Genomic DNA, 24,702 nt, shown 5'->3' with positions numbered 1-24,702 from the left:
TGACTCCCGAGACTTCCCTCTGTTGGATGGGTTCAGACATCGATGACGACGCCCTCCCCGACGGCCCGTGAGACGCACAGGTGCATCAGCGTCTGCGACGCACGTTCGTCCTCTGTGAGGACCTCGTCCCGGTGCTCCACCGTCCCGCTCAGGACAGGAACCTGGCACGTGCCGCAGACGCCCTCTCGACAGGACCACGGAATGTCGACCCCGGCAGCTTCGAGCGCGTCGAGTGCGGACTCATCGGCTCCGACCTCGACGACCTGACCCGTCCCGGAGACCTCGATGACAAAGGGTTGGTCGCCGCCGGTGTCGACGGGCGCGGCGGTGAAGCGCTCCGTGCGTAGCTGTCCGGGGCAGCGCTCAGCGCAGAGACTCTCCACGGCATCGATCAGCGGCGTCGGGCCGCAGCAATAGACGAGGGTGTTCTCGTCGATGTCAGCGAGGATTCCGTCGAGATCGAGCATCCCGTGCTCGTCCTGTGGCCTCAGCACCACCCGCTCGCCGTACCTCCCAGCGAGGTCGTCGGCGAAAGCCATCGTGTCCGCGGACCGCCCGCCGTAGTACAACGACCACGCGCTGCCGGACTGCTCTGCCTGGGCGAGCATCGGCTTGATCGGAGTGATCCCCACCCCGCCGGCAATGAAGAGGTAACGGGGCGCCTCCTCAAGCGGGAACCTGTTCCGCGGTCCGCGGACGACCACCTCGACGCCGGACCACAGCTTGTCGTGGACGTACGCCGACCCGCCCCGGCTCTCGGGCTCGAGGAGCACCGCGATCCGGTACCCCGAGTGGTCGCCCGGGTCGTCCGCGCACAGCGAGTACTGCCGTACCATGCCGTCGGCGAGCACCAGGTCGAGGTGGCTCCCCGGCTCCCAGCCAGGCAACCGTTCACCGGTCGCGGCCGCGAGCTCCAGTTCGACGACTGTCTCGCTGGCCATCCGGCGGCTGGTGACCACCAGCTGCAGGTCATCGCTTTCCATGCGGTTCTCCTCCTTATCGAGGGTCGGCGACAGACCGAGCGCCACCGTCGTCGGTGTAGCCACATCGGTGGCGCCCGGGTCTGGACGACTACGTCAGCTGCCGGCGGGGTTCTGCGACGGGTCCCAACGCACGAGGACGCTCTCGGGGCCGCGTTGGCTGGTGTTGGGCGAGTACTCGAACTCCTGGTCGAGGACGAGCTCGACGTGCGGGAGGCGCTTGACGAGTTCCTCCAGCATGATCGCCATCTCCATCTTCGCGAGGTGGTTGCCCATGCAGGTGTGAGCGCCGTAACCGAACGTGATGTGCTTCTTGGCCGTCTCACGAGCGACGACGAACTCCTCGGAGTCCTCGCCGAACACGTCCTCGTCACGGTTGGCGGAGTTGATCGCGGCGTAGATGAGTGAGCCCTCGGGGATCTGGACGCCGCTGAACTCGAGGTCCTTGACCGCGCGCTGGCGCCAGGTCGGGACGCCGTTGTTGTAACGGAGCATCTCCTCCACGGCGTTCGGGATCAGGCTCGGGTCGGCGACGACGGCGTCCCACTGGTCCCGATTCCTCAGGAGCGACAGCAGGCCACCAGCCATCGAGTTGGTCGTCGTCTCGTGTCCGGCCATCACCACGTTGAGCGTGTAGGAGTTGATGAACAGACCCTGGTTCTCCAACTCGCCCTTGTCCCGCAGGTTCTGGATCGTCTCGCTGATGATGTCGGCACCCGGGTTCTCCGTGCGCTCCTTGACGATGCTTCGGGCCCACTGGCCGAAGGCACCCATCTGGTGCGCGGTCTGGATCTGGACCTCCTCGTCCGGGTTCCCCCAGATGAAGATCGCCCAGGGACCGCGGAAGTTCTTCACCATGCCCATCTGGTCGTCCGGGACGCCCATCATGTGCAGGATGACCGTCGCCGGCACCTCATAGATCATCGCGTCGACGATGTCGGCCTCGCCGCTCTCGACGATCGCATCGAGACGCTCGGTCACCTGGCGACGGATGAACTCCTCGAGCGGTTTGATCCGGGCGGGCGAGAAGGGCGGCTGCGTGACCCCGCGCTGCAACTTGTGGTCCTCACCGTCCGCGTCGACGATCGATGGGCCGTACTCGAACCCGGCGTCCTCGAGGATCTTCATCGCCTCCGGGATCGGCTGGACATTGAGGTGGCCCAGCAGTGCCGCACTGGCGCTGACGGCACCCGATCGGTCACCGAGAAGCTTCTTGCAGTCCTCGTAACGGGTGAGGACGAACGCCCCGAGCTCCTCGTTGTAGAAGACCGGACGCTCCTGACGTGCCTCGCTGAAGAACGCCTCAGGCGTGCCGGTGAAAGGATCGAAGTCGTGCGCGACAGGGCAGCGTCCGGTCGGGGCGGCCTGGCCGACGTGGTCGGTGGTGGTCATGTCTTACCTCTCGTGGGATGCATGGGCGGCGGTTGTTGTGTCGATCCTCTTCGTGATCGGCGTCACGTCGAAGGCCCGTTCGGCACCGCTGGACGTCAACCCGGAGGAAGTCGTCGCGGTGCCGGATACGGGGACAGTCGGCTGGCTCAGGCGAGGAATGGGTGCACGACCGCGAGCGTCGCGGCGGTCTTCTCGACCTGCGGGATGTGGCCCGCCCCCTCAATGATCGAGACCTGGGCCTCCTTGAGCCGGTTCGCGAACTCAGGGGCGTGCGTGGCGGGAACGAGCGCGTCGTGCTCGCCCCAGATCAGGAGCACCGGCACCTCGACGTCTGCGAGCCGGTCGAACAGTCCGCCGTCGGTGGCGAGGTCGACGTACTGTCCCGACGCGTGGAGCGCCTGCCCGATGCCGGCCATGACCTGCTGTGCGACCTCGGGGTCTTCGGGGAACGTGAAGAACTCCGCGGCGGGTTCACCGGCGGGGTCATGGAACAGCAGCGCCGGGAGTTCGGGGAACGGCGTGCTCCACAGATCTGCGATGGGGTGGCCATGAACCCATCCGCCGATGGGATCGAGCAGGATGAGTCGGTCGAAGATCTCCGGAGCTCGCGCAGCGATTTCGGCCGCAAGCATCCCGCCGAAAGACTGGCCCACGACCGGGACTCTCTCCAGCCCGATGCCGCGCAAGCCCTCGACGTACGCCCCGACGACGCTGGCGAGGTCGGGCAGGAGTTCAAGGTCGCCTTCCGACCCGGGCCGCGAGCCCGGCAGCTCGGGGGCAATCACGGTCCACCGCTCGGCAAGGTCGGCGAGGAAGGCATCCCATACGAGACCCCCCGCCGGGTGGAGGTAGACCAGAGGTGGGCCGGAGCCGACCTCCTGGACATGGAGCGTGGCTCCGCTGGCGACGGTGATGACGCGCTTGGCGATGGCGTTCTCGGTCATGGTCATTGTTTCCTTGTCGTGGGAAGTCACCGCAGGCGGAGCATGACCGCGCGCGGCTCGGTGAAGAACTCCCGAGAGAACTGGCCGCCCTCGCGGCCGACGCCACTGGCGCCCTCGCCACCGAAGGGCAGACGGAGGTCGCGCTCGAAGAAGCAGTTGATCCACACGGTGCCGGCGCGCCAACGGGCCGCCATCCGGTGAGCGCGGTCCAGGTTGCTGGTGAAGAGCATCCCGGCCAGCCCGTAGCTGCTGTCGTTGGCTATGGCCAGGGCCTCCTCCTCGGTGTCGAAGGAGAGCACCGTCTCGACCGGCCCGAAGATCTCCTCGCGGACGGCCCGAGCCTGGTTCGTGAGACCGGTGATGACGGTCGGTGGGAAGTAGAGTCCCGCGGCGTGCTCGGGCGTGCGTAGCTGCTCGCCCCCGATCAGGACCTCGCCGCCCTCCTGCTCTGCGAGCCGGACGTAGCCGCTGACCTTCTCGAGGTGTCGTTCCTCGATGAGCGGACCCATGAAGGTCGACGGATCCTTCGGGTCGCCGACGGCGAGCGCGGCCGCCTCCTTGGTGAAGCGCGCGAGGAACTCGTCCAGGATGCCGCGCTGCACGAGCAGCCGCGATCCAGCGAGACAGACCTGACCGTTCCCGGCGAAGATGGCCCGGATCGCCTGAGGTACGGCGACATCGAGGTCGGCGTCGTCGAACACGATGTTGGCCGACTTCCCGCCCATCTCTGCCGATACGGGGATCATGTTGGTCGACGCCGCGGCCATGATCCTCGACCCCGTGGCGCTGGAGCCGGTGAAGGTGATCCGATCGACCCGGGGGTCGCTAGTCAGCGGCCCGGCGACCTCGTCACCGCCGAAGCCCTGGACGACGTTGAGAACGCCCTCCGGGAGACCGGCTTCGAGCGCGAGCTCGGCGAACAGCGCTGCCGTGAGCGGCGTCTGCGGAGCCGGCTTGAGGACCGCGGTGTTCCCGAATGCCAGGGCCGGCGCAATCTTCCAGGTGGCCAGCATCAGAGGGGCATTCCATGGGCTGATCGCCGAGACCACTCCGGCCGGAGGGTAGAGAACGTAGGACAGCAGCTGGCCGTCCGGGTACGCCTCGTTCGGAGTCATCGCCGCGTAGTCGGCGAAGAAGCGCAGGTTCAGGGCCACCCGCGGGATCTCGGCGTGGGCGGCCTGGGTGATCGTCTTGCCGCCGTCCCGCGTCTCTGTCAGCGCGAGCCGCTCCGCGTTGGCGTCCACCGCATCTGCGACGCGGTGCAGCACCTTCCGCCGTTCCGCGGGAGACATCTGCGGCCACGGCCCCTCGTCGAAGGCACGTCGGGCCGCCGTGAGTGCACGCTCACCATCGCTGCTGGTTCCGCGCGCGACGTTCGCCAGGAGAGAGCCGTCGTGCGGGTCCCGGGACTCGAAGGTCTGGCCGTCGGAAGCGTCAACCCATTCGGAGCCGATCAGGTGGCGAACCGTGGCGATGTCGCTCATCGCGCCGCCACCGCCACGTCAGCCTGGGAGACAGCCTCAGTCCGCCCCGCCAGCTCGGCGGCCACTTCGATGATCATGTCCTCTTGACCGCCGATCACGCCGCGGCGACCGAGCTCGAGCAGGATGTCCCGCTCGCGGACACCGTACTTGCGAGCGGCGCGCTTGGTCGGATGGAAGAACGTCGAGTAGACGCCGGCGTAGCCGAGGACCAGAGCCGTCTCGTCGATGATCTGCGGCTCCTTCATCAGCGGGGCCATCACCTGCTCTGCGGTGTCGATCAGACCGAAGAGGTCGACGCCGGTGTCGTAGCCGGCCCGCTCGAACGCAGCCGCCAGCACCTCGGTCTGCGCATTGCCTGCGCTCGCCCCGAGGCCGCGCAGCGATCCATCGATGTGAGAGGCGCCTTCCTCGGCCGCGGCGAGCGCGTTCGCGATGCCGACACCGAGGTTGTTGTGGGCGTGGAATCCGATTTCGGCGTCGACGGCGGCGCGCACCGCACGGACCCTCTCGGCCGCGTCTCGGGGGACCATCGCGCCGGCGGAGTCGACGACATAGACGACCTGCGCACCGTAGGAGTCGAGCTTCGCCGCCTGCACCGCCAGTGCGTCGGCCGGGAGCTTGTGGCTCATCATCAGGAAGGACATGACCTTCAGACCGTTCTCACGAGCCCAGCGGATCGGCTGCTCGGCACAGTCGGCCTCGGTGCAGTGCACCGCCACCCTCACCGTCTTCGCGCCGGCGTCCTGAGCCCCCTTGAGCTCGTTCAAGGTGGCGATACCCGGTACGTAGAGCACGGCGATGTCCGCCTGCGAAGAGGCGTCCACTGCTGCGGCAACGTACTCGGGATCGGAGGCGGCGGCGAAGCCGTACTGGATGGAGGAGGCGCCCAGGCCGATGCCGTGGGCGACCTCGATGGTCGTCACGCCCGCACGATCGAGGCCGCGGGTGACGTCGGCGACCTGTGCAGCGGTGAACTGGTGCGACACACTGCTCATGCCGTCACGCAGACTGGTGTCGACGAGGGTGATAGAGGGCTTGGTGCTCATGCCGGGATCTCCTTGGTGACTGCGGCGCCGGCCATCTCTTCGGCGACCTGGACTGCGGCGGCGGTGATGATGTCGAGGTTCCCCGCGTAGGTCGGCAGGAAGTCGCCCGCCCCCTCGACCTCGACCATGACGGTGACGAGGTCGCCGTCCACGTCGAGGAACTTGAGCTGGTAGCCGGGCACGTACTCCTGCACACGGGCCACGACGTCACGAACGGCTGCATCGATCAGCCCGGCATCCGGCTTGCGGACGCGCGCGTAAACGGTGTCGCGCATCGACATCGGCGGCTCGACGGGATTGATGACCGAGATCGCCTTGGCGGTGTCGGCTCCCGCGACGGCCGCGAGCGCCCGACCGGTCTTCTCGCTGAACTCGCTGAGGTTCTGCCGCGTACCCGGGCCGGCGCTGGCGCTGGCGATGGCGGCGACGATCTCGCCGTACGACGCGTCCGCGGCCTGGTTGATCGCCCACAGGATCGGGATGGTGGCCTGACCGGCGCAACTGACCATGTTCACGTTGAGCGCATCGACGTGCTCGCCGAGGTTCACGGCTGGCACGACGTAGGGTCCGACGCTCGCCGGCGTCAGGTCGATCGCCCGGATGCCCGCTTCTGCGTAACGCGGAGCGGTTGCGGCGTGGACCTTGGCAGACGTCGCCTCGAACACGAAGTCGGGCAGGCGCTCTTGCGCGAGCAGCCAGTCGGCGCCTCCGGCCGAGGCCTCCAGACCCATGTCCGCGGCGCGGCGCAGGCCCTCGCTCTCGGGATCGACCCCGATCATGTAGATGGGCTCGACCGACGTCGAGCGCTGGAGCTTGTAGAGCAGGTCGGTCCCGATGTTGCCGGACCCGACGATTGCGGCGGTGAGCTTCTCAGCCATGGGTGTCCCTATCTGGCTTCGGTTCGTGGTGGATGGGGAGTACGTCGACGTGTCGCCTGGGGCGACTGGACGACGGCCTAACGCGGACGCTAGGCGGGAGGAGCGTCGGATACGCTGCTCGATCGCGATGACCGAACGCCGGCGCACGGGCGGTGGTCTCGTGTCCACAATCGCTGGACGGACGAGTCATACGGGGGCAGGCATCGAGGTGCCCAGTGCAACCAGCTCTTGCCGGTCACAGACCTTGACCCGGGCCCGACCGCTCGCCGCACCCTCGGCCCTCTCGTGCTCGTCTATCATTTGCCACCCATGCCATGACACGGCTGCGGGCTGACGGGCTTCGAGCCAGCCCAGATCCACCGGGCCCTCGGAGACAGAGTCCTCCGCGGCCAGGTCTTCCAGGACGAGCCGCACGGTGTCGACCGCGCACTTCTTGTTGGTGCCGATGATTCCGCTGGGTCCACGCTTGATCCAGCCTGCCACGTACTCATGCAGACCGCCGCGGACCCGTCCGTCATCGTTCGCGATGGTGCCGGTCTCCTCGTCGAAAGGCAGACCTGCCACCGGGACGCCGCGATAGCCGACGGCCCGCACCACGAGGCCGACCTCGCTGATCTCGCGCTCGCCCGAGTCGACCGCACGACGGCGGCCGCCTTCGTCAGCCTCGACCACGTTGCGCCCGAGCATCATCGACTCGACCCGTCCGTGGCCGGAGAAGGCGACGGGCGAGGACCGGAACTGGAATGTGATCCGCCGCTCCTCGGGTCCCGGTTGGGTGTCTGACTCGGCGTACTTGTCCATGGCGGCCAGCGCGCGCTGGGTCAGCACCGGGAGGGTCTCCCGGTCGCCGATGTCGAGGTCGGCGGGATCGATGACCACGCGTGCCCCGGTCATTTCGGCGAGCTCCTCGATCTCCGGTGGCGTAAACGCTGCGTCCGCGGCGCCACGTCTGCCCAGGATCACCACCTCCCGGATGCTTTTCTCGCTCAACCGGTCCAGAGCGTGCGGAGCGATGTCGGTGGCACGGAGTCGTTCCACGGGCGTCATCAGGATCCGGGCAACATCGAGCGCGACATTGCCGTTGCCGATCACCACCGCACGTTCGACGTCAAGGTCGGCTTCGAGCTGCGCGTGGTCGGGGTGCCCGTTGTACCAGCCGACGAAGTCTCTGGCCGAGACGACTCCGTGAAGTGCCTCGCCGATCACTCCGAGGCGCCGATCCCCCTGCGCACCAACGCTGTAGAGCACTGCGTCGTAGCGGCTGACGAGGTCCTCGCGGGTGTAGTGAGCACCGAGCTCCGCGTTGCCGATGAACCGGAAGCGCGGGTGCGCGGCAGTCTTCTCGAACTTAGCCGAGACCAGCTTGATCTTCGGGTGGTCCGGGGCTACGCCGGCGCGAACAAGACCGGTGGGCGTTGGCAACCGGTCATACATGTCGACGTGTATCTCCAGGTCGGGATGGGCCAGAAGTGCTTGGGCCGCGAAGAACCCTGCCGGACCTGCCCCGACCACGGCGACCGTCCGCTGCCCGCTCACGCCGACACACCCTCGCGCTCGCGGAAGAACGCGGCGTTGATCTCGATGAAGTGCTCCCAGTGTTCTGGCACCTCGGTATCGGGGAAGATGGCGTTGACCGGACAGGTCGACACACAGGCACCGCAGTCGATGCACTCTGCTGGATCGATGTAGAGCTGCTCGGCGTCGCTGGCGCCGTCTGACGGCTGAATGCAGTCGACGGGGCAGACCTCGACGCACGACCGGTCGGTCGTGCCGACGCATGGTTCAGTGATGACGTAAGACATAGCTGCCTCCCAGGTGGGTCACCGGTCTCAACCGGTGACGCTCTTTCCGAAGATCTGTCGTGCGATGACCCATTTCTGGACCTCGTTGGCTCCCTCGTAGATCTCGCCGATCTTGCTGTCGCGGTAGATGGCCTCGATCGATGCCTCCTGGTCGGTCGCCCCCTGGTGGCTGGTGAAGCCGAGCCCACCGAAGGCCTGAACGGCATCACGTGCCATGTCGACCGAGAGTCGGGTCCCGAACAGCTTGGCCATCGCGGCCTCCGGCTCGGGGAAGGGGTTGCCTGCGTCCAGACGCAGCGCCGCCTTGAGGTAGAGGTCGCGTGCGACCGAGATCTCGGTCGCGCGATCGGCCATCAGGAACTGCCAGTGTTGCTGTGCCGCCAGCGGCTTGCCGAACGCAAGACGCTCAGCCAGATGGGCCGCGGTGCGGTCGAAGGCCGCCTGGGCCATCCCTACGCCCGCCGCCGCGATGCCGATGCGGCCGTAGGTCAACGTCTGCAGCGCCACGCGGAGGCCTCCGCCGACCTCGCCGAGCACGGCATCGTCGCCCAGCTCGACGCCGCTCATGACGACGTCAGCGGTGACCTGCCCTCGGTTGCCCATCTTCCGGTCGGGCGTCCCGATCGAGACCCCCGGAGTATCGGTCGGCACGATGAAGGTCGTCAGGTTGTCGCCCGTCCGGGCCAGCACGACCACGACCCCGGCCACGACCGAGTTGGTGATCCACCGTTTGCGACCGTTCAGCAGCCAGCCTCCGGGCGTACGCTCGGCCACGGTAGCCACGGCCGCGGGCGAGAGGTCACTGGATGCGGCCGGCTCGCTGGTCGCGAACGACCCAACGATCTCGCCTTCGACGATAGGACGCAGCCAGCGCTGGCGCTGTGCGCCGTTGCCCTGGTTGAGAGCATTGCCGGCGAGGATGCAATGGACGTCGAAGATCGCCGCGACGCTGTTCGAGTGGTACGCCAGCTCCTCGACGGCGATAGCAGTGGCGGTGGCCGGGTGGTCGAGCCCATCGCCACCGACGTCCTGGGAGAACGGGATCCGGTAGAGCCCCGCCTCACCGAGCGCGTCGAAGATGTCGCGCGGGAAGCCGTCCACCCGCTCGTCGCCCATCGCGATCCGCCAGGCAACCGGCGCCACGAGACGGTCCGAGATGTCCTGGATCCGAGCCCGGACCTCACGCGATCCCTCGGGAGTGAGGAGATCGTTGTACAGGCTCTCGGCTTGGCGCTTGACGCGCCCCGACGCGGACGGAATGAGAACGTCCTGCTTCTGGGTGCTGTCGACGGTCATCGTCATTTTCGCTCCTGGACGGGTGGTGATGGATTCGGCACGGACGACTCCATCCCAGATGGGGTCGTTCGGGGCGCCTGATACGGGTTCGCGGGAAGATCGGCGATGGCGTCACGGAAACTGTTCAGATTCCGAGAACGTCGATGTGATCGTGCTGACTCAGCCCGACCGCTCGGCGATCGTCACGTCGCCGGCTGCCCAGTGCGTGAGCGGCACCTCGCGCAGGACGACGCGCACGGTCTCCGGACGTGCACCGAGGGCGCGCACCGCTGCCTCGTGAAGCTCGTGAATCAGGCTTCGCAACTGGTCCGGACTGCGCCCCTCCGCGACGGTGACATCGATGAAAGGCATCTCAGCCTCCCGCGATGGTTACGGACCCGAGGTGCGTGAACTGCGCTGCGACCCGCGCTCCCGGCTCGATCGGATAGGCGTCGGTCATCCCGCCGGTCAGCACGGTCCAGCCTGCCTCGATGGCGTGCCCACGCTCACCGAGAGTGTTCGCCGCGAAGGCCAAAGCCTCCCCGGGATGCCCGTAGACGGCGGCCCCGGTGGCGGTGTCGACCACATGGCCGTCGATCTCGACGAGACACGCCTCGAGCATCAGGTCGATGTCCGAGGGACTGCGGCGGATCGCACTCAGCACGTAGCCTCCCGAGCTGTTGTTGTCCGCCACGGCGTCGGCAAGCGAGAACTTGAACCCGGCATAGCGGCTGTCGATCACCTCGATGCCCGCGGTCACTGATTCGACCGCCTGAAGGGCTCGCTCGGGGGTGACCCCGGGGCCCTCCAGCCGCTCGCCCATGACGAACGCGATCTCGGGCTCGGCACGGGGATGGATGAACCGCTCGCGGGGAAGGGCTTCGCCTGTGGGAAGCAACATCGCGTCGGTCAGCCACGCCACAGACGGGGTGTCGACGTTCATCTGGCGCTGTTTCGCTCGCGAGGTGAGTCCCAGCTTGACGCCGACCAGGCGTTCGCCACGCGAGAGACGCCGCTCGAGGGCGATGTCCTGGGCCGCGTACGCGGTGGCGAGATCCAGACCGGGCCACTCCGCCGAGATCGACGACCGCGCAGTCGCGGAGTCCTCAGCTGCGAGCAGAAGACCTGCCACCATCTCAGCGCTCCAGTCGATGGCCGTGGCGCTCATGCGGCCACCCCCTCGACCTCACCGAGCAGCGCAGTGACCGTGCCGAGCTCGGCGATGGTCGCCACGACCGTGTCGCCCGGCCCTACCGGCACAGCGCGTGTCATCGATCCAGGCAGAATCAGGTGATCGGGCTCGAGATCGACGCCGAGCGCGCCGACGGTGTTGGCCAGCCACACGAGCGCGTTCAGCGGCGAGCCGAGGACGGCCCCTCCTGCGCCGGTGGCCACCAAGGACCCGTTGACGTGGAGCAGGCAGCCGAGGGTACGCAGGTCGAGGTCACGCAGGGAGCGTGGCCTGCTGCCCAGGATCACGCCGCCGCTCGAGGCGTTGTCGGCGATTGTGTCGACGATCGAGATGTTCCAGTCCTCGATGCGCGAGTCGACGATCTCCAACGCGGGCACGACGTAGTCGACCGCCGCGATGGCGTCGGCCGCCGTCACCCCGGGCCCCCGCAGCGGCCGTCCTAGGACGAATGCGATCTCGGGCTCGATCCTGGGCTGGATGTAGGTGGAGGCAGGAATCGGTTGGTGCTCCAGATGGAACATCGACCCGGTCAGGTGACCGAAGTCAGGCTGACCGACCCCCATCTGTGCCTGGATGGCCCGCGAGGCAAGGCCTACCTTGTGGCCTCGGACGGGATCGCCGTTGCGCTCCCAGGTCTCGACCTGTGCCTGCTGGATGCGATAGGCGTCTCCCAACGTGGCGGTCGGATACTCCTCCACCACAGGTCTGATGGGCGTGCCGGAGGCGTACGCCGCCAACAGTTGGTCGGCGACGGCGCGGTGGTCAGCGGGGGTCATGACAGTCCTCATCTCTCGTTCTGGTCAGCCGGCGAGCGAAGCTAGGCCGACACTCGGGTCGTCGCGGACGACCGTGACCGGGTTGTTGCGTGGGCGGGCGAGCTTGCGGGTGATCTCGGCGGCGGTGGCGCACACGGCCTTGCGCAGCTCGATCTTGTTGGGGGCGAAACGGCTCACCGGGACACTCATGCTGATCGCGGCCACGACGGTGCCTAGGTCGTCACGTACAGGCGCGGCGACGCAATGGACCTCGGTCACGGCCTCCCCTGCATCGAAAGCGACCCCGGTCGAGCGAACGTGGTCCAGCTCGCGAACGAGCGCAGCCGGGTTGGTGATCGTGGCCGGAGTGAGCCGGCGCAGCGGCTTGCTGAGGACGAACCGATCGATCTCCTCGGGCTCGCACGAAGCCAAGAGCACTTTGCCGATGGCTGTGCAGTGCATGTCGACGTGAGATCCGACGCGAGCCCCCATCACGTTGATGACGTGGGTTCCCGAGATCTTGTCGACGTACAGCGTCATGTACCGATCCATCACCGCGAGGTGGACCGTTTCGCCGAACGTTTCGTTGAGGCTCTGGAGCGAGTCCGCGGCCGCAGACCTCACGTCGGTGCTCGCGCGTAGGGTCTGGCCCATCTCCACCACCCGCCACCCGATCCGGTAGCGGCCACGGCCACGGCACTGGAGCAGCCCGGTGTCGACGAGACTCGCCAGCAGCGAGTGTGCGCTGGACCGCGGGGCTCCGATGGCATTCGCCACTTCCGAGACGCCCCATTCGGGCTGCTCACAGGTGAACAGGTCCAGAACGGGTCCGATCTTCTGGATGGTCTGCAACATGATTCGTGTCCTCTCAAAGGTTCCAGCCGCCCTGCCAAGCCCTCGACCAGGAGTTGACGAAGTGACGACCGTCACGTAAGAGTCACGTTGCTATCGGGACCGCCTGCGCACCATCCGTAGTTCCCGCAAACCACTACGGATTTTGTGATCCCGTACATACCGAGCACGACATGCCCTCGTTGTTCCGGATGCCAGGAAAGCCGCCCCTCCGCGTAGGGGTGCACTGAAACGGTGGCGCGGCTACCGTGATGATCTAGGGACCGGAGGCTTCCAAGATGGCGACAGGTGCGGGGCCTGCCACTGCTCGCACACCCCGCGCGAGCATGGGGCTCGAACGAATGACGAGTTTCGTCGGGCGTCGAACCGAACTCGCCCGAGGCACGGACCTTCTCTCAGGGGCCGCGTTGGTCACCCTGACAGGTCCCGGCGGGGTGGGAAAGAGCCGCCTCGCCTACCGCCTGCTCGAGGCCCACCCGGTGTACACCAGATCGGGCGTCACCGTGGAACTGGCGAATCTGCGCGACGCAGAGCTTGTCGCTCGAACGGTTGCCACCGCTTTCGGCATCTCCGACACAGGCTCCAAGACCCCACTCGACCTGCTGGCCGAGCACCTCCAGGACCGCGCCGCCCTGCTCTACCTCGACAACTGCGAGCACCTTCTCGATGCGGTGGCGGAGTTCGTCATCGACCTTCTCGCCCGGGTACCCCGAATCCGGGTGCTCGCCAGCAGTCGCCAGCCGCTGGGGGTGCCGGGCGAGCGCGTGCTCCCCGTGCAGCCACTGTCGGTCCCGTCTTCCGATCCGAGGCTGATCCAACCAGCAGACACCTACGATGCGATGGTGCTGTTCGAGCACCGTGCACGCGCCGTCGTCCCGGACTTCGCCCTGAATGACGACAACCGAGACGACGTGGCCCAGATCTGTCGGCACCTCGACGGAATACCGCTAGCGATTGAGCTCGCAGCCGTGCGACTGCGTGCTCTGGGCGTGAGCGAACTCGCCTCCCGACTCGGCGACGCATTCGACCTGCTGACCTCCGGCGGGCGGCTCGCTCCTGAGCGACACCAGACCCTTCGGGCGACCATCGACTGGAGCTACGACCTCTGCACCGAGGCAGAGCAGACGATGTGGGCACGCGCGTCCGTCTTTGCCGGCGGCTTCGGTCTCCTCGCAGCCGAGACAGTCTGCGCCGGCGGACCCCTCGCATCCGAGGACGTCCTCGACGCACTCGCGGGGCTCGTCGAGAAGTCAGTGCTGAGCCGCGAGGAAGTCGGCGGCCGCGCTCGCTTCAGGATGCTCGAGACCGTTCGCGAGTACGGTCAGGCCCGACTTGCCGTTTCCGGGGAGGAGAGTGCGCTGCGAGAACGCCACCGATCGTGGGTCCTCGACCTCCTCGACCAGGCCCGTCGGTCGTGGTTCGGTCCGGAGCAGGAGGCGTGGTCCCAGCGACTTCGACTGGAGTATCCCAACCTGCGAACGGCGTTCGAGTTCTCGCTAGGACGCGCCGAACACGCGCCCGCGACCGCGTCGGCCATCGGACGGGCCTGGTACCTCTGGGTATGCGTGCTGCTGGCGGAGGGCCGCGTGTGGCTGACCCGCGCGACCCAGGTATCCGGGGCGATGCCGTCAGCTAAGGCCGAGGTTCTCGCAGCACTTGGCTACGTTGCGGCGCTGCAAGGTGACGCAGCCGAAGCCGAAGAGCTCGCGATCGAGTGCCGGCGCGTGGCCGACGACCTCGACGATGCGCGTCTCCTCGCCTATTCCGAGCACATCGCCGGTCTTTCCGCCCTGTTCACCGACCCCGTCCGCGCCACGTCGCTGCTCTCCGGCGCTGTGCGGCGCTATGCAGACGCCGGCGCTGAACCCGAGCTCCGGATCGGAGCGGAGATCCAACTGGGTCTCGCTCACATCTTCACGGCCGAACTGGACGCTGCCCGCGTGCTCTTCGAGGGGAGCGAGCGCTTCTGCATCAGCCGCGGCGAGGACTGGGAACGCTCATACGCCCAATACGGTCGCGGGTTTGTTGAGCTGGCCGACGACCGTCCGGCCGAGGCCATCGCGCTGACGCTGAATGCCATCCGGACCAAGTACTCCTTCCGCGATGTGCTCGGCCTGTCCCTGACCTTCGATCTTCTCTCGTGGGCACGCGCGGCCGAAGGATCGTGGGTCGCCGCTGCGAAAGCAATGGGGGCGGCCCATACCTCGTGGGCATCCTTCGGCCACCAGCTCTTCCACTCCAAACATTGGCTGGACCGGCGGCGCGCCTCGGAAACCCAGATCCGAGACGCCATAGGTGACGCGGGTTTCGAGGCAGCCTTCGAGACCGGCCGAAGCCTCCCCATTGCCGACTTCGTCCAGCAGGTCCTTGCCGCGGCGCCCAACGGCCGGCACCCTCCAGACGCAGAACTGACCCGGCGCGAGCTCCAGATTGCCGGACTGGTCGCGCACGGTCGGACGAACCGCGAGATCGCCACAGAGCTCCACATCTCGCAGCGCACCGTCGAGGCCCACCTCGAGAACGCCTTCAGCAAGCTCGGCTTCAACCGCAGGGCACAGCTGGCCGCCTGGATCAGCGCGCGCCCCTCCTGACGTGGACGGACGTCGCCAGTTTCCGGCGACGCGGACGGTCTCTGTCTCTACCCCGCTGACTTCCGGGATACCGGGACGAGCGCGAAGTATGCGACGCACCGCAGCTGTAATGGCGGTCACAAGCACGGCACGGTACGGAGGGCAGCGGCCATGGCAGAACTTCGAGTCGACGACCACGACACGGTCATCGACCTCAGGAATGGCGAGACGATGCTTGCCGCCTTCAACCGCGCCGGCTACACCGCTCGGGTCGGTTGTAGGCGGGGCGGCTGCGGCATCTGCAAGGTCACCCTCGCCGAGGGACAGGCGACCTACAGCGCCACGGTGGCGGACACCGTCGTGACGCCTGAGGAGAGAAGCGCCGGAACCGTCTTGCTCTGTCGCGCCGTTCCGGACGGGGACGCGACGATCGCGATTCCCCCGGGGTTCAAGTTCGGGTGCATCTCCAAGACCCTGGCCGCGCTTGCCCGACCGAAGAACTGAGAAACAGAAAGGGAGCGCGACAATGGCGATCGCACGCATGGGCTACGTCCACGCCCGGGTGACCGACCTGGCCGAAGCCCGGAAGCATTATGTCGAGACGATGGGTCTTTACCCCACGCTCGAGGCCGACCAGAAGATCTTCCTCAAGGGATGGGACGAGTGGGACCACCACTCGGTCGTCCTCGAGGAGGGTGGGGTCGGCGTCATCAAGTACGGCTTCAAGGTCGAGTTCCTGGAGGACCTCGAGCTGTATGAAAAGCGCGCCGAGCAGTTCGGCGTGAAGACCGAGCGGATGTCCCGAGGCGAGAACCAGGAGGTCGGCGACGGCGTCCGCATCTTCATGACCAACGGTCACATTATCGAGCTGTATCACGAGATGACCGCCATCGGACTCGAGACCGGGACTCACAACCCGGAGGTCTTCCCGCGACACCTCGTCGGCGTCGGGGCACCGGGACTGGACCACTCCCTGATGCTCGGAAGCGACGTCGGCACCGCGGAGCGGTTCTTCATCGAGGTGTTCGACTTCTACCCCAGCGAGCGCATGGTCGCCTCTCTCGACGACGGCGCACCGCTGATGGCGACGTGGCTCACCGCCGGCAAGAAGGTCCATGACATCGCGATCATCGAGGGCCCCGACGCCAAGCTGCACCACTTCGCTTTCCAGCTGCGCGACTGGAGTTCGATCCAGCACGCGGCGGACCTCTTCAGCATGGACCGCGTCTCGGTGGACATCGGACCGACCCGACACGGTCTCACCCGTGGGGAGACGATCTACTTCTTCGACCCGTCAGGCAACCGCAATGAGGTCTTCGCCGGTGGCTACTACCCCTACCGTGACCGGCCCACCATCACGTGGACCGCGGATAACCTGGACCGGGCCCTGGATTACTACCAGCGCGAAGCCCATGAGTCCTTCATGAACGTCCACACGTGACAGACGGCGCCGAAGGGCCTGCGCATCAAGCGGTGGCCCTTCGGCGCGCCCGGAGCCTGCAAAACGACCGCCCGCGCTGTACCTGCTCACGCAACGTGCCTGGACACGACAGCTAGTTCACGACGCAGTCCTAGACGCCACATCCGGAACTGCGGAGTACGTCATCGTGACTCCTTCGATCCGGCTCAGCGCAGGTAGGCGCGCTGACGCACCAGCCGCGTGACGGCCCACCTGCGACCCAGACCGCCGGTGTCGTCAGGGGCGGACAAGGCCCTCGCGGACGGCCACCAACGCCGCCTGGGTTCGAGAGGTCAGGTGCAGTTTCCCGAGGACGTTGCTCACGTGAGTCCGAGCCGTGCGCTCACTGATCGTCAGGTCGGCGGCAATCTCACGATTCGACAGCCCACGTGCCAACAGAACGAGCACCTCACGTTCGCGGGCGCTAAGCAGACCCAGACCGGCCACAGGCGCAATGAGCCGTTGCGTCAGTTGCCGAGCGACCGCTGGGTCCAAGAAAACCTCGTCCTTTGTGGACGCACGAATTGCGGATTCGACCTCGGCCGGGTCCGCGTCTTTCAGCACATACCCGGAAGCGCCATTCGCGAGAGCTGTGTGCACTCGCTCTATCTCGCTGTAGCTCGTGAGTATGACGATCTTGAGGCCAGGGTGCCGCCGCCTGATCTCCGCAGTCGCCTCCGCTCCATCCATCCCGGGCATCACGATGTCGAGGAGAACCACATCGGGCAACTCGCCATGCACAGACGCGGACCCTAGGATCGCGGTCGCCTCTGCAGCTGACTCCGCCTCAGCGACGACCACGATGTCGTGGGTCTCGCCAAAGAAGCTCCGAAGACCGCGCCGGACAACTGCGTGGTCGTCGACGATCATCACCTTGATCGGATCCGGGTGCTCAGCCAGGTCATCCTCGCTCATGGTCGACCTCCTTGGAGAGGGCATGGCGCCTGCAGCACTGCTGATACGCGCGTCCCAGGCTCACCGTCCCGAGGCGACAGCTCAATGCTGCCTCCCCACCTGCCAGCGCGTTCTCGCATGGATGTGATCCCGAAGCCCCGTCGGGCCTCCGTAGCGACAAAACCGTGACCGTCGTCAGTGACATCGATCTGGACTCGACTTCCGTGCAAGATGCTCACCTGGACGGTCACCTGCTGAGGTCGGCCATGCTTGACCGCATTGTGAAGGGCCTCGCAGGCGATCTGGAAAACATCCTCGACGAACTCGACCGGCGCGTCGAGTGGATCGGCCGAAACCTCGATGTCGACACCTGAACGCCGACCGACCCCGGACACAACCTCCTGTAGCGCCGCGGGCAGTCCTCGTTCTGCGGGTAGCGACGACTGGAGTGCGAGGACGATGCCACGTAGATCCCGTTGCACGGTTTGGCTCAATTCAACGATCTCATCAGCGATCGATTCGACCTTGGTCCGATGAGGCTCGGCCAGTCGCGCACTCACCTTGCTCAACGCGCGGGCCTGGATGCCGACGGAGAAGACCTGCTGTACCACTGAATCGTGCAGGTCGAACGCGAGTCGACGACGCTCCTCTTGGCGCACGAGGACACGGTCGCGCTGTATCAGCGCGGTGTAGTCGATCGCTAGTGCAGCCTGTTGAGCCATCGAACCGAAGAATTCCAACAGGGCGGTAGCGCTCCCCACGCCCGGGGACAAGTACACGTTGAGCACACCGACAACGTCTTCTCCGACCTTGAGCGGAGTGGCAACGAAGTCGTCCCATTCAATCTGGGAGATGTACTTGTGCATCGGCTGCCAGCGCTCGTCGTTGAGCATAGCCGTCCGTCGATGCGGATAGACGATCTGCCGACCAGTCGTCGTCGCTTGGGTCGTGACAAGTTGGGCACCCCTGTCGTCCGAGGCGTGCAGCTTGTCGAAGAAGGTCACGTCCTCCGGAAAGCCCGCTGCTCCCATGATCTGGAGGCGATCACCCCCGGGCACCCTCACCATCACCTGGGTCGCGGCAACGCCATCGACCTGCTGTATCTCCATGGCGAGTGCCTGGAGCACCGACTGCGGCTCGTCGCGGGTTGCGGTCCGGGCCGCTGCACGCGAGATGGCAACCAGTCGGTGCTGCTGACGTCGCTGCTCGTCCAGAATTGTCGTGACGTCACGGAACACGACCAGGCACCGGTCCATCCGCAGTGGTCCAGCCTGGTAAGCCAGTTGACGACTTTGACCGTCCGGACGCACCCACGTAACTACCAGGCCGCCGTCATCCTCTGTTCGGCCCGGCTTGTCCGGCTCACTGATCGCAAGGGGGACAACGACTCCAGCAACCTCCGAGGGCCTCGCGTATCCGAGGAGCGCGGCCGCACGTGCGCTGGCTTCGATGACGCGTTGCCGGCGATCGAGGATCACAGCACCGCCGGGGATGTCATCGAGCTCACTCAACAGCTTCTCCCTTCGCCGCTGCTGACCTCGATCCAGTATCGCGCACAAGCAACGCTGCATCGCCTCTCCCGTTCGCCGCATGGCGGTCCGCGACGGATGACGTAGCGCCTGTGACCGTCTCGACTGCCGTCGTCGCGACCTTCGCGCGTTCCGAGGAACTCTGGGCACCTCTAGCGTCAAGCATGCACTGATCATGCTCCTCCTTCGCTGAAGGCGAGCGCATCAGACACAGGCACTCAGCACCCCAGCCATCGAAAGTCAGGAAACTGTGACCACGAATCCGGAGACCGAACGCACCACCCGAAACCTCGCACGCCTGAAGGTCCTCGACGGCCGAGCGCTCGCCGCTCTCGTGCTCGAGGACTTGGCCACGCGGGTCGAAGTGCTCGCAGAGCTCGGGTACCGGCCGGGGCTGGGCACGGTCCTGGTTGGATCGGATCCCGGAAGCCGCTCGTACGTCGCAGGCAAGCACCGCGATTGCACCCGAGTCGGCATCAGCTCGTTCCGACTCGAGCTTCCCGGCGATGCGAGTGAGGCCGACGTTCTGCACGCCGTCCAAGCGCTCAACGATGACGACGGGTGTACGGGATTCATCGTGCAGCTGCCCCTGCCGCAAGGCATCGACCGTGGCCGAGTGCTCTCCGCGGTATTGCCGGGCAAGGACGCGGACGGTCTGCACCCGTACAACCTGGGACAGCTGACCGCCTCGACGCCGGGTCCACTTCCGTGTACGCCCCGCGGGATCGTCGAGCTTCTTCGTCACTACGATGTCGACCTGTATGGCGCTCACGTCGTCGTCGTGGGCGCTGGTCTTACCGTCGGTCGCCCGTTGACGATGATGCTGACGCGGGAGAGCGAGAACGCGACGGTCACGCTGTGCCACCGGGCGACGGTGGATCTCGAAGAACACCTGCGCAGGGCCGATGTCATCATCGCGGCAGCCGGAACGGCCGGCCTGATCCGGGCCCATCATGTTCGGCCGGGTGCGACGGTTGTCGACGTCGGCATCACTAGGACCGACGAGGGGCTCCTCGGAGATGTGGACCCGGATGTGGCCAAAGTCGCCGGGAAGCTCAGCCGGACCCCGGGTGGCGTCGGCCCCATGACCCGCGCGATGCTCATGACGAATGTGGTCGAGGCTGCGGAGCGCCGCCTCGGGCTCGCCAAGGGTTGAGGATGCTCGGCGGAGCCACCGTGACCGATCACAAGGCCCCCGAACAATCTCGTGATCAGCCACATCGCACTTCCACCCCCTTGGTGATTCGGGCGCACGTCATCAGACGCCGGCCATTCCGATCGAGTCTTTTCGACGTGCGGTTCTGCACAGTGGCGCCCCGCCCCAATGGGACGGGGCGCCACTTCACACCCGTTGCGTCAGCTTGAAAAAACGACGGTGGTTCGGCCATTGAGAAGGACCCGGCCGGCCGAGTGGTCAGCGACGGCCCGCGCGAGCACTCGGCGTTCGATGTCTCGCCCCTTGCGAACCATCGCCTCAGCGGTGTCCCGGTGTGAGACCGGCTCGACGTCTTGCACGAGGATCGGCCCCTCGTCGAGGTCGCCCGTCACGTAGTGTGCCGTTGCCCCGATGAGCTTGACTCCCCTCTCGTGAGCCTGGTGGTAGGGCTTGGCTCCCTTGAACCCCGGGAGGAAGGAGTGGTGGATGTTGATGCAGCGGCCGGCAAGCTTGTTCGCAAGGTCGTCTGAAAGGATCTGCATGTACCGGGCCAGCACGACGAGCTCGACATCGAGCTCGTCGACCAGCGAGAGAATCTGCGCCTCCTGCTCCGCCTTCGTCTCCTTCGTCACTGGAAGATGGACGAATGGGACGTCACTGAGGTCCACGCGCGCGTAGACCGACGATGGATGGTTCGAAACGACTGCGACCACGTCCACAGGTAGGTCCCCGGTTCGCCATCGGTACAGCAGATCCACGAGGCAATGGTCCTGCTTGGAGGCCATGATCAGCACTCGCATCTTTCTGCTCGTGCATCGCACCTCCCACGTGGCGCGCAACGGCGTCATCACAGAGAGCAGGCTGGTCTTGATCTCATCCTCTGACACACGGGCCCGGGTGGGTCTGAACTCGATTCGAGCGAAGAAGCGAGCCGTGAGGTGGTCGTCGAACTGCTGCGCATCCACGATCGTGCAGCCGAGCTCGAACAGCCGGGTCGAAACAGCGCTCACAATCCCCGGCTCGTCGTCACAGGCGAAGGTCAGGACGAACGTTTCCGCTTCGATGGCCCGTGGATCCGCCATGTCCACTTTCGACGAGGTCTTCGGCCCCGCCATCACCGGGCCGCCCTCAGATCCGACTTACGGCGATCGGTCTTGTACGGCGCCGGCGCCACCACGGCGCGGATCGCCTTCTGGGGGCCGCCCGGGTTTCCCCAGTGCACGATCAGCCGCTCCCCGATCTCCGCGTGGGCGACATCGATCGTCGCGAGGGACAACATCTCGCGGAAGTAGTAGCTGTAGCCACGTGATGTGGCTACGCCGACGACCGCCTCCGGGTCCGTCGCATCGCTGCCGCTGGTGACCTTGTCAGCCCACATGAAACCCCGCTGGTCGCGAGGCATGTCCATGTACGCGTAGTTCTCGCCTGGGCGGAACAACGAGTTGAAGACGTCTTGGACGTCATCGGCGTTCCATACGAGCGTTCGCATGACTCGTCGTGGAGCAAGCTTCTCCTGCGCCAGGGCGTCGCGTCCGAGGAACTCGTGATCCAGGTTGACGGTCCGTCCCCAACCCAGCTCGATGGGCGAGCGGTAGTAGTCAGAGATCTGGCTCCCCTCGTAGCTGCCCGCAATATAGGCCGGCTGGGCGAACGACGGCATCGATGCGGTGAACTCCTCGAGATAGTTGGTCGTCTCGGGCTCGAAGATGGCGGGGATGTAGTCGGTCGCGATCGTGGGGTAGCACGCTTCCAGATGGTTGATCAAGGCGACTCGGCCGCCGAGCCTGCGCAGGCCGAACTCCTGCCCAGCGTCGACGACGAGGTCGTAGATCTCCGACCCGATCTCCTTCGGGCCCTGAAGCTCGAAACCGATCTCCCCCGCCATTCCCTGCCGCAACGCCCAGATCTTGTGCCCTCCGATCGTGAGCGGGTGCACCCGCATGTATCGGGTATCGCGCAGTTCGGTGTCTCCAGTCAGCTTCTCGAGCAGTTCGACCGATCTGGGACCTGAGACCTGGAAGATGAACCAGTCCTCGCGTTCGATCTTCACGTCGCGGTCGGTCATCTCCAGTTGATGCTTGACCCAGAACCCGCCGCGGCCGTGAAGGACGTAGTCGTCGTCGCCGAACCGGGTCAGGACGCCTTCGTGGATGACCTTCCCGTCCTGATTGGTGTGGATGAGGTGCTTGGACTGACCGTGCTCGAAGCCCTTCATGGTGTTGACCGAGATCCCCGAAAGGAACGGAAGGACGTCCGGGCCGGTGAGCCGGTGCTGCCAGAGGAATGACCAGTCCCCGATGTAGCACGCCTCCTTCCACGACATGCTCTCGTCCAGCCAGTCGGTGTATTCAGGCTGACCAAACCGGCTCCATGCGTATACCTCGGGCGCCTTGCGCATCCGTTCGACCGTGTACGACATCTCTCGTCCGTTCTCTCCACAGATGGTGATCCCGACCCCCAAGATCGGAGGGGGTGACACCAGTCACACTAGGTAGGCCGCGAGCTCGAGAGAACGCGCAGATGGCCGGTTCGCCATCGGTTGCACGTCGCAGTCGGACTACGTCATCTGACCTAGTCCAGGCGCCCGATCAAGTCCTTCGAAGAGGTGCCTTCAATGCCCTTCATCTTGGGCGTCGGGCCTACCTCCGAGCGATACGTCATTTGCTCGATCGCTGTGCCGTCAAATGCGGGTCGTCGGTTCGCTGTGGTGTCGCAAGTGTTAGCGAGGTCACAGCGCCGACTCCGCAGGCGCCGCGGCATGCATCGATCGAAGGAGTTCAGATGAGTTACACGCCGCCGGCCGACCGGCTGCACAAGTCCCACGTTGTCGCCCTACTGTTGTGCTGCCTCGTGATGGCCATTGACGGGTATGACGTCGTCGCGTACGGCACCGTACTGGGCTCCCTAATGGGCGACTGGGGGATCTCGCCGGTCACGGCGGGATACCTCGGCTCGATAGCCCTGGTGGGGCTGCTCATCGGTGGGTTGTTCGTCTCGCCGATGGCCGATCGAACCGGTCGAAAGCCTCTCCTGATAGGAGCGCTTGGCACAGCCAGCGTGGCCTCGTTCACCTGTGCTTTCGCCGAAAGCGTCGTCGTGCTCGGGACGTTGCGATTCGTGGTCGGAGTCGCTCTGGGGGCGCTGGTTCCGAACATGCTTGCGCTTGTCGGAGAGTTCAGTCCCGCGAAATACCGTGCGATGTTCGTCTCGTCGGTCTCGGCGTTCTACTGCATCGGCGGAGTCTCGGCCGCACTCGTGGCCATCAATGTGGTCCCTACCTTGTCCTGGCGTGCCGTCTTCGCCCTCGGACTGGCCCCTGCTTTCTTGGTGCCGGCACTGCTCAAATGGCTCCCGGAGTCGCCCGTCCACCTGTCACGCCGCGCAGGTGTTGCACACGACAATCACGTTGGCCTCCAACCTCTCAAGTCCCGTGTGAGGGGCATCCTCGCCGACGGCAACGCGACAAGAACCGCCCTGATCTGGGTGTTCTTCGCGATGTGCATGCTGCTCACCTTTGGCCTGAACACCTGGCTCCCCAAGCTCATGCAGACTGCTGGCTATCCCCTCAGCTCCGCACTCACGACGCTCGTCGTCCTAAATGCTGGCGGATTCGTGGGAGGCATCGGCGGCGGTTGGATCGCGGGGAAGGTCGGCTACCGGTCGACTCTGCTGGGCCTGTTCGGCATCGCCGTCGCAGCTCTGACTGTGCTTTCGTTCGAACCTGCAACTGCGCTGATCAACGTGTGCCTGTTCTGCGCTGGCGGCGCCAGTATCGGCACGTTGGCCATCGTGCACGCGTTCGCGGTCGAGTACTACCCGACTCGGGTGCGCTCCGCAGGTGTCGGGTTCGCGTCGGGCATCGGCCGCGTGGGGGCCATCGCCGGTCCCGCCCTCGGCGGGCTGCTGCTGGCCAGGGAACTCTCGTTCCAGCAGAACTTTCTGTTCGTCGCTCTTCCCGCTGTTGTCGGAGGAATAGCCGTTGCCATCGTGACACGCGGCTCCTTTAACGACAGCCGGCCCGAGCACACGGACACTTGGACCGACGTCGAGAACCAGAGGATCTAGCCACCGCATTAGCGCAGTGAACCAATGCCAGTGCGGCCATCGGCCGGGCAGCCAGATTCACTGCGGGTAGTCGCCTGCCTGGCCGGCTTGCCTCTCCTTCGTCAACGCGAAGGACAGGCAAGCCGCGCGATACTCGTAGACACAGTCCTCGACAGTGCGCGGAGTTCCAGCGGCGGGACCAATCACTCGAGCCCGGGCCTTGACCACGTCGAACGCGGACTGGCGACGTCTCTGGTCGAGACGCCACGGGCCGCGGAATTACGGGTGTGAGCGTGAGGCGGCTGTGCCGCCTTCGGCGCGGATGAGCTCAGCAGTCTCGGTGGCACGGTCGAGATTCTGGTCGGCGACAGCGACCTTCGCGCCCTCTCGAGCGCACAGAATGGACACGGTTCGTCCATTACCTACGGGGTCGGTCGCAGGGTCGAATGT

22 protein-coding genes are annotated in these 24,702 nt (G+C 66.1%); 5 read left to right on the top strand and 17 right to left on the bottom strand.

Going from position 1 to position 24,702, the window contains the following annotated elements:
• Positions 1 to 32 precede the first annotated feature (32 nt).
• The 13 genes from ACW14X_RS28760 to ACW14X_RS28700 form a co-directional block, all read right to left on the bottom strand.
• Positions 33 to 1,028 carry a PDR/VanB family oxidoreductase gene (locus ACW14X_RS28760; protein ID WP_457164189.1) on the bottom strand — a complete coding sequence of 332 codons (996 nt, stop codon included), beginning with the start codon at positions 1,026 to 1,028 and terminating at the stop codon, positions 33 to 35.
• Between the two features lie 48 nt (positions 1,029 to 1,076).
• Positions 1,077 to 2,372, bottom strand: a complete 1,296-nt coding sequence (locus ACW14X_RS28755; RefSeq protein WP_457164188.1) for a cytochrome P450 — start codon at positions 2,370 to 2,372, stop codon at positions 1,077 to 1,079.
• Between the two features lie 146 nt (positions 2,373 to 2,518).
• On the bottom strand, positions 2,519 to 3,316 hold the full coding sequence (locus ACW14X_RS28750) for an alpha/beta fold hydrolase (protein WP_457164187.1): 798 nt from the start codon (positions 3,314 to 3,316) through the stop codon (positions 2,519 to 2,521).
• A gap of 26 nt (positions 3,317 to 3,342) precedes the next feature.
• The gene (locus tag ACW14X_RS28745; RefSeq protein ID WP_457164186.1) at positions 3,343 to 4,800 is read right to left on the bottom strand and encodes an aldehyde dehydrogenase; all 1,458 of its coding nucleotides are present in this window, start codon (positions 4,798 to 4,800) and stop codon (positions 3,343 to 3,345) included.
• Positions 4,797 to 5,846, bottom strand: coding sequence for a 4-hydroxy-2-oxovalerate aldolase (gene dmpG / locus ACW14X_RS28740; protein ID WP_457164185.1), 1,050 nt, complete (start codon positions 5,844 to 5,846; stop codon positions 4,797 to 4,799). The genes ACW14X_RS28745 and dmpG overlap by 4 nt, the downstream gene beginning before the upstream one ends.
• Positions 5,843 to 6,724, bottom strand: coding sequence for an acetaldehyde dehydrogenase (acetylating) (locus ACW14X_RS28735; RefSeq protein WP_457164184.1), 882 nt, complete (start codon positions 6,722 to 6,724; stop codon positions 5,843 to 5,845). The genes dmpG and ACW14X_RS28735 overlap by 4 nt, the downstream gene beginning before the upstream one ends.
• A gap of 186 nt (positions 6,725 to 6,910) precedes the next feature.
• On the bottom strand, positions 6,911 to 8,260 hold the full coding sequence (locus ACW14X_RS28730) for an FAD-dependent oxidoreductase (RefSeq protein WP_457164183.1): 1,350 nt from the start codon (positions 8,258 to 8,260) through the stop codon (positions 6,911 to 6,913).
• The gene (locus ACW14X_RS28725; RefSeq protein WP_457164182.1) at positions 8,257 to 8,526 is read right to left on the bottom strand and encodes a 4Fe-4S dicluster domain-containing protein; all 270 of its coding nucleotides are present in this window, start codon (positions 8,524 to 8,526) and stop codon (positions 8,257 to 8,259) included. The genes ACW14X_RS28730 and ACW14X_RS28725 overlap by 4 nt, the downstream gene beginning before the upstream one ends.
• Before the next feature lie 27 nt (positions 8,527 to 8,553).
• Positions 8,554 to 9,828 carry an acyl-CoA dehydrogenase family protein gene (locus ACW14X_RS28720; protein ID WP_457164181.1) on the bottom strand — a complete coding sequence of 425 codons (1,275 nt, stop codon included), beginning with the start codon at positions 9,826 to 9,828 and terminating at the stop codon, positions 8,554 to 8,556.
• Positions 9,829 to 9,981: 153 nt separating this feature from the next.
• Positions 9,982 to 10,173 (bottom strand): tautomerase family protein, encoded by a 192-nt coding sequence (locus tag ACW14X_RS28715; protein WP_457164180.1) that lies wholly within the window; start codon positions 10,171 to 10,173, stop codon positions 9,982 to 9,984.
• Between the two features lies 1 nt (position 10,174).
• On the bottom strand, positions 10,175 to 10,969 hold the full coding sequence (locus ACW14X_RS28710) for a 2-keto-4-pentenoate hydratase (protein WP_457164179.1): 795 nt from the start codon (positions 10,967 to 10,969) through the stop codon (positions 10,175 to 10,177).
• Positions 10,966 to 11,769 carry a 2-keto-4-pentenoate hydratase gene (locus ACW14X_RS28705; protein WP_457164178.1) on the bottom strand — a complete coding sequence of 268 codons (804 nt, stop codon included), beginning with the start codon at positions 11,767 to 11,769 and terminating at the stop codon, positions 10,966 to 10,968. The genes ACW14X_RS28710 and ACW14X_RS28705 overlap by 4 nt, the downstream gene beginning before the upstream one ends.
• Positions 11,770 to 11,793: 24 nt before the next feature.
• Positions 11,794 to 12,603, bottom strand: a complete 810-nt coding sequence (locus tag ACW14X_RS28700; protein WP_457164177.1) for an IclR family transcriptional regulator — start codon at positions 12,601 to 12,603, stop codon at positions 11,794 to 11,796.
• A gap of 404 nt (positions 12,604 to 13,007) precedes the next feature.
• Here ACW14X_RS28700 and ACW14X_RS28695 point away from each other — a divergent pair, with 404 nt between their 5' ends.
• The 3 genes from ACW14X_RS28695 to ACW14X_RS28685 all read left to right on the top strand — a co-directional run bounded on the left by ACW14X_RS28695 (position 13,008) and on the right by ACW14X_RS28685 (position 16,611).
• Positions 13,008 to 15,191 carry an ATP-binding protein gene (locus ACW14X_RS28695; protein WP_457164176.1) on the top strand — a complete coding sequence of 728 codons (2,184 nt, stop codon included), beginning with the start codon at positions 13,008 to 13,010 and terminating at the stop codon, positions 15,189 to 15,191.
• Between the two features lie 150 nt (positions 15,192 to 15,341).
• Complete coding sequence (locus ACW14X_RS28690; RefSeq protein ID WP_457164175.1) at positions 15,342 to 15,674, top strand: 2Fe-2S iron-sulfur cluster-binding protein; 333 nt, start codon at positions 15,342 to 15,344, stop codon at positions 15,672 to 15,674.
• 22 nt (positions 15,675 to 15,696) lie between these two features.
• Entirely contained in the window at positions 15,697 to 16,611 is a 915-nt protein-coding gene (locus ACW14X_RS28685) for a catechol 2,3-dioxygenase (protein WP_457164174.1), read from the top strand.
• Between the two features lie 255 nt (positions 16,612 to 16,866).
• Here the strand turns inward: ACW14X_RS28685 and ACW14X_RS28680 are convergent, their stop codons facing one another.
• On the bottom strand, positions 16,867 to 17,544 hold the full coding sequence (locus ACW14X_RS28680; RefSeq protein ID WP_457164173.1) for a response regulator: 678 nt from the start codon (positions 17,542 to 17,544) through the stop codon (positions 16,867 to 16,869).
• Entirely contained in the window at positions 17,541 to 19,034 is a 1,494-nt protein-coding gene (locus ACW14X_RS28675; RefSeq protein ID WP_457164172.1) for a histidine kinase, read from the bottom strand. Before ACW14X_RS28675 ends, ACW14X_RS28680 begins: the two co-directional genes overlap by 4 nt.
• 268 nt (positions 19,035 to 19,302) lie before the next feature.
• Here ACW14X_RS28675 and ACW14X_RS28670 point away from each other — a divergent pair, with 268 nt between their 5' ends.
• Positions 19,303 to 20,208, top strand: coding sequence for a bifunctional methylenetetrahydrofolate dehydrogenase/methenyltetrahydrofolate cyclohydrolase (locus tag ACW14X_RS28670; protein ID WP_457164171.1), 906 nt, complete (start codon positions 19,303 to 19,305; stop codon positions 20,206 to 20,208).
• A gap of 200 nt (positions 20,209 to 20,408) precedes the next feature.
• Here the strand turns inward: ACW14X_RS28670 and purU are convergent, their stop codons facing one another.
• Positions 20,409 to 21,323 carry a formyltetrahydrofolate deformylase gene (gene purU, locus ACW14X_RS28665; RefSeq protein WP_457164170.1) on the bottom strand — a complete coding sequence of 305 codons (915 nt, stop codon included), beginning with the start codon at positions 21,321 to 21,323 and terminating at the stop codon, positions 20,409 to 20,411.
• The gene (locus tag ACW14X_RS28660) at positions 21,323 to 22,627 is read right to left on the bottom strand and encodes a hypothetical protein (RefSeq protein WP_457164169.1); all 1,305 of its coding nucleotides are present in this window, start codon (positions 22,625 to 22,627) and stop codon (positions 21,323 to 21,325) included. The genes purU and ACW14X_RS28660 overlap by 1 nt, the downstream gene beginning before the upstream one ends.
• A gap of 362 nt (positions 22,628 to 22,989) precedes the next feature.
• Here ACW14X_RS28660 and ACW14X_RS28655 point away from each other — a divergent pair, with 362 nt between their 5' ends.
• Complete coding sequence (locus ACW14X_RS28655) at positions 22,990 to 24,273, top strand: MFS transporter (RefSeq protein WP_457164168.1); 1,284 nt, start codon at positions 22,990 to 22,992, stop codon at positions 24,271 to 24,273.
• Positions 24,274 to 24,702 lie beyond the last annotated feature (429 nt).

It is taken from the genome of Nocardioides sp. YJ-D4 (genome assembly GCF_054031495.1).
This window is presented reverse-complemented; position numbering and strand designations above follow the sequence as displayed.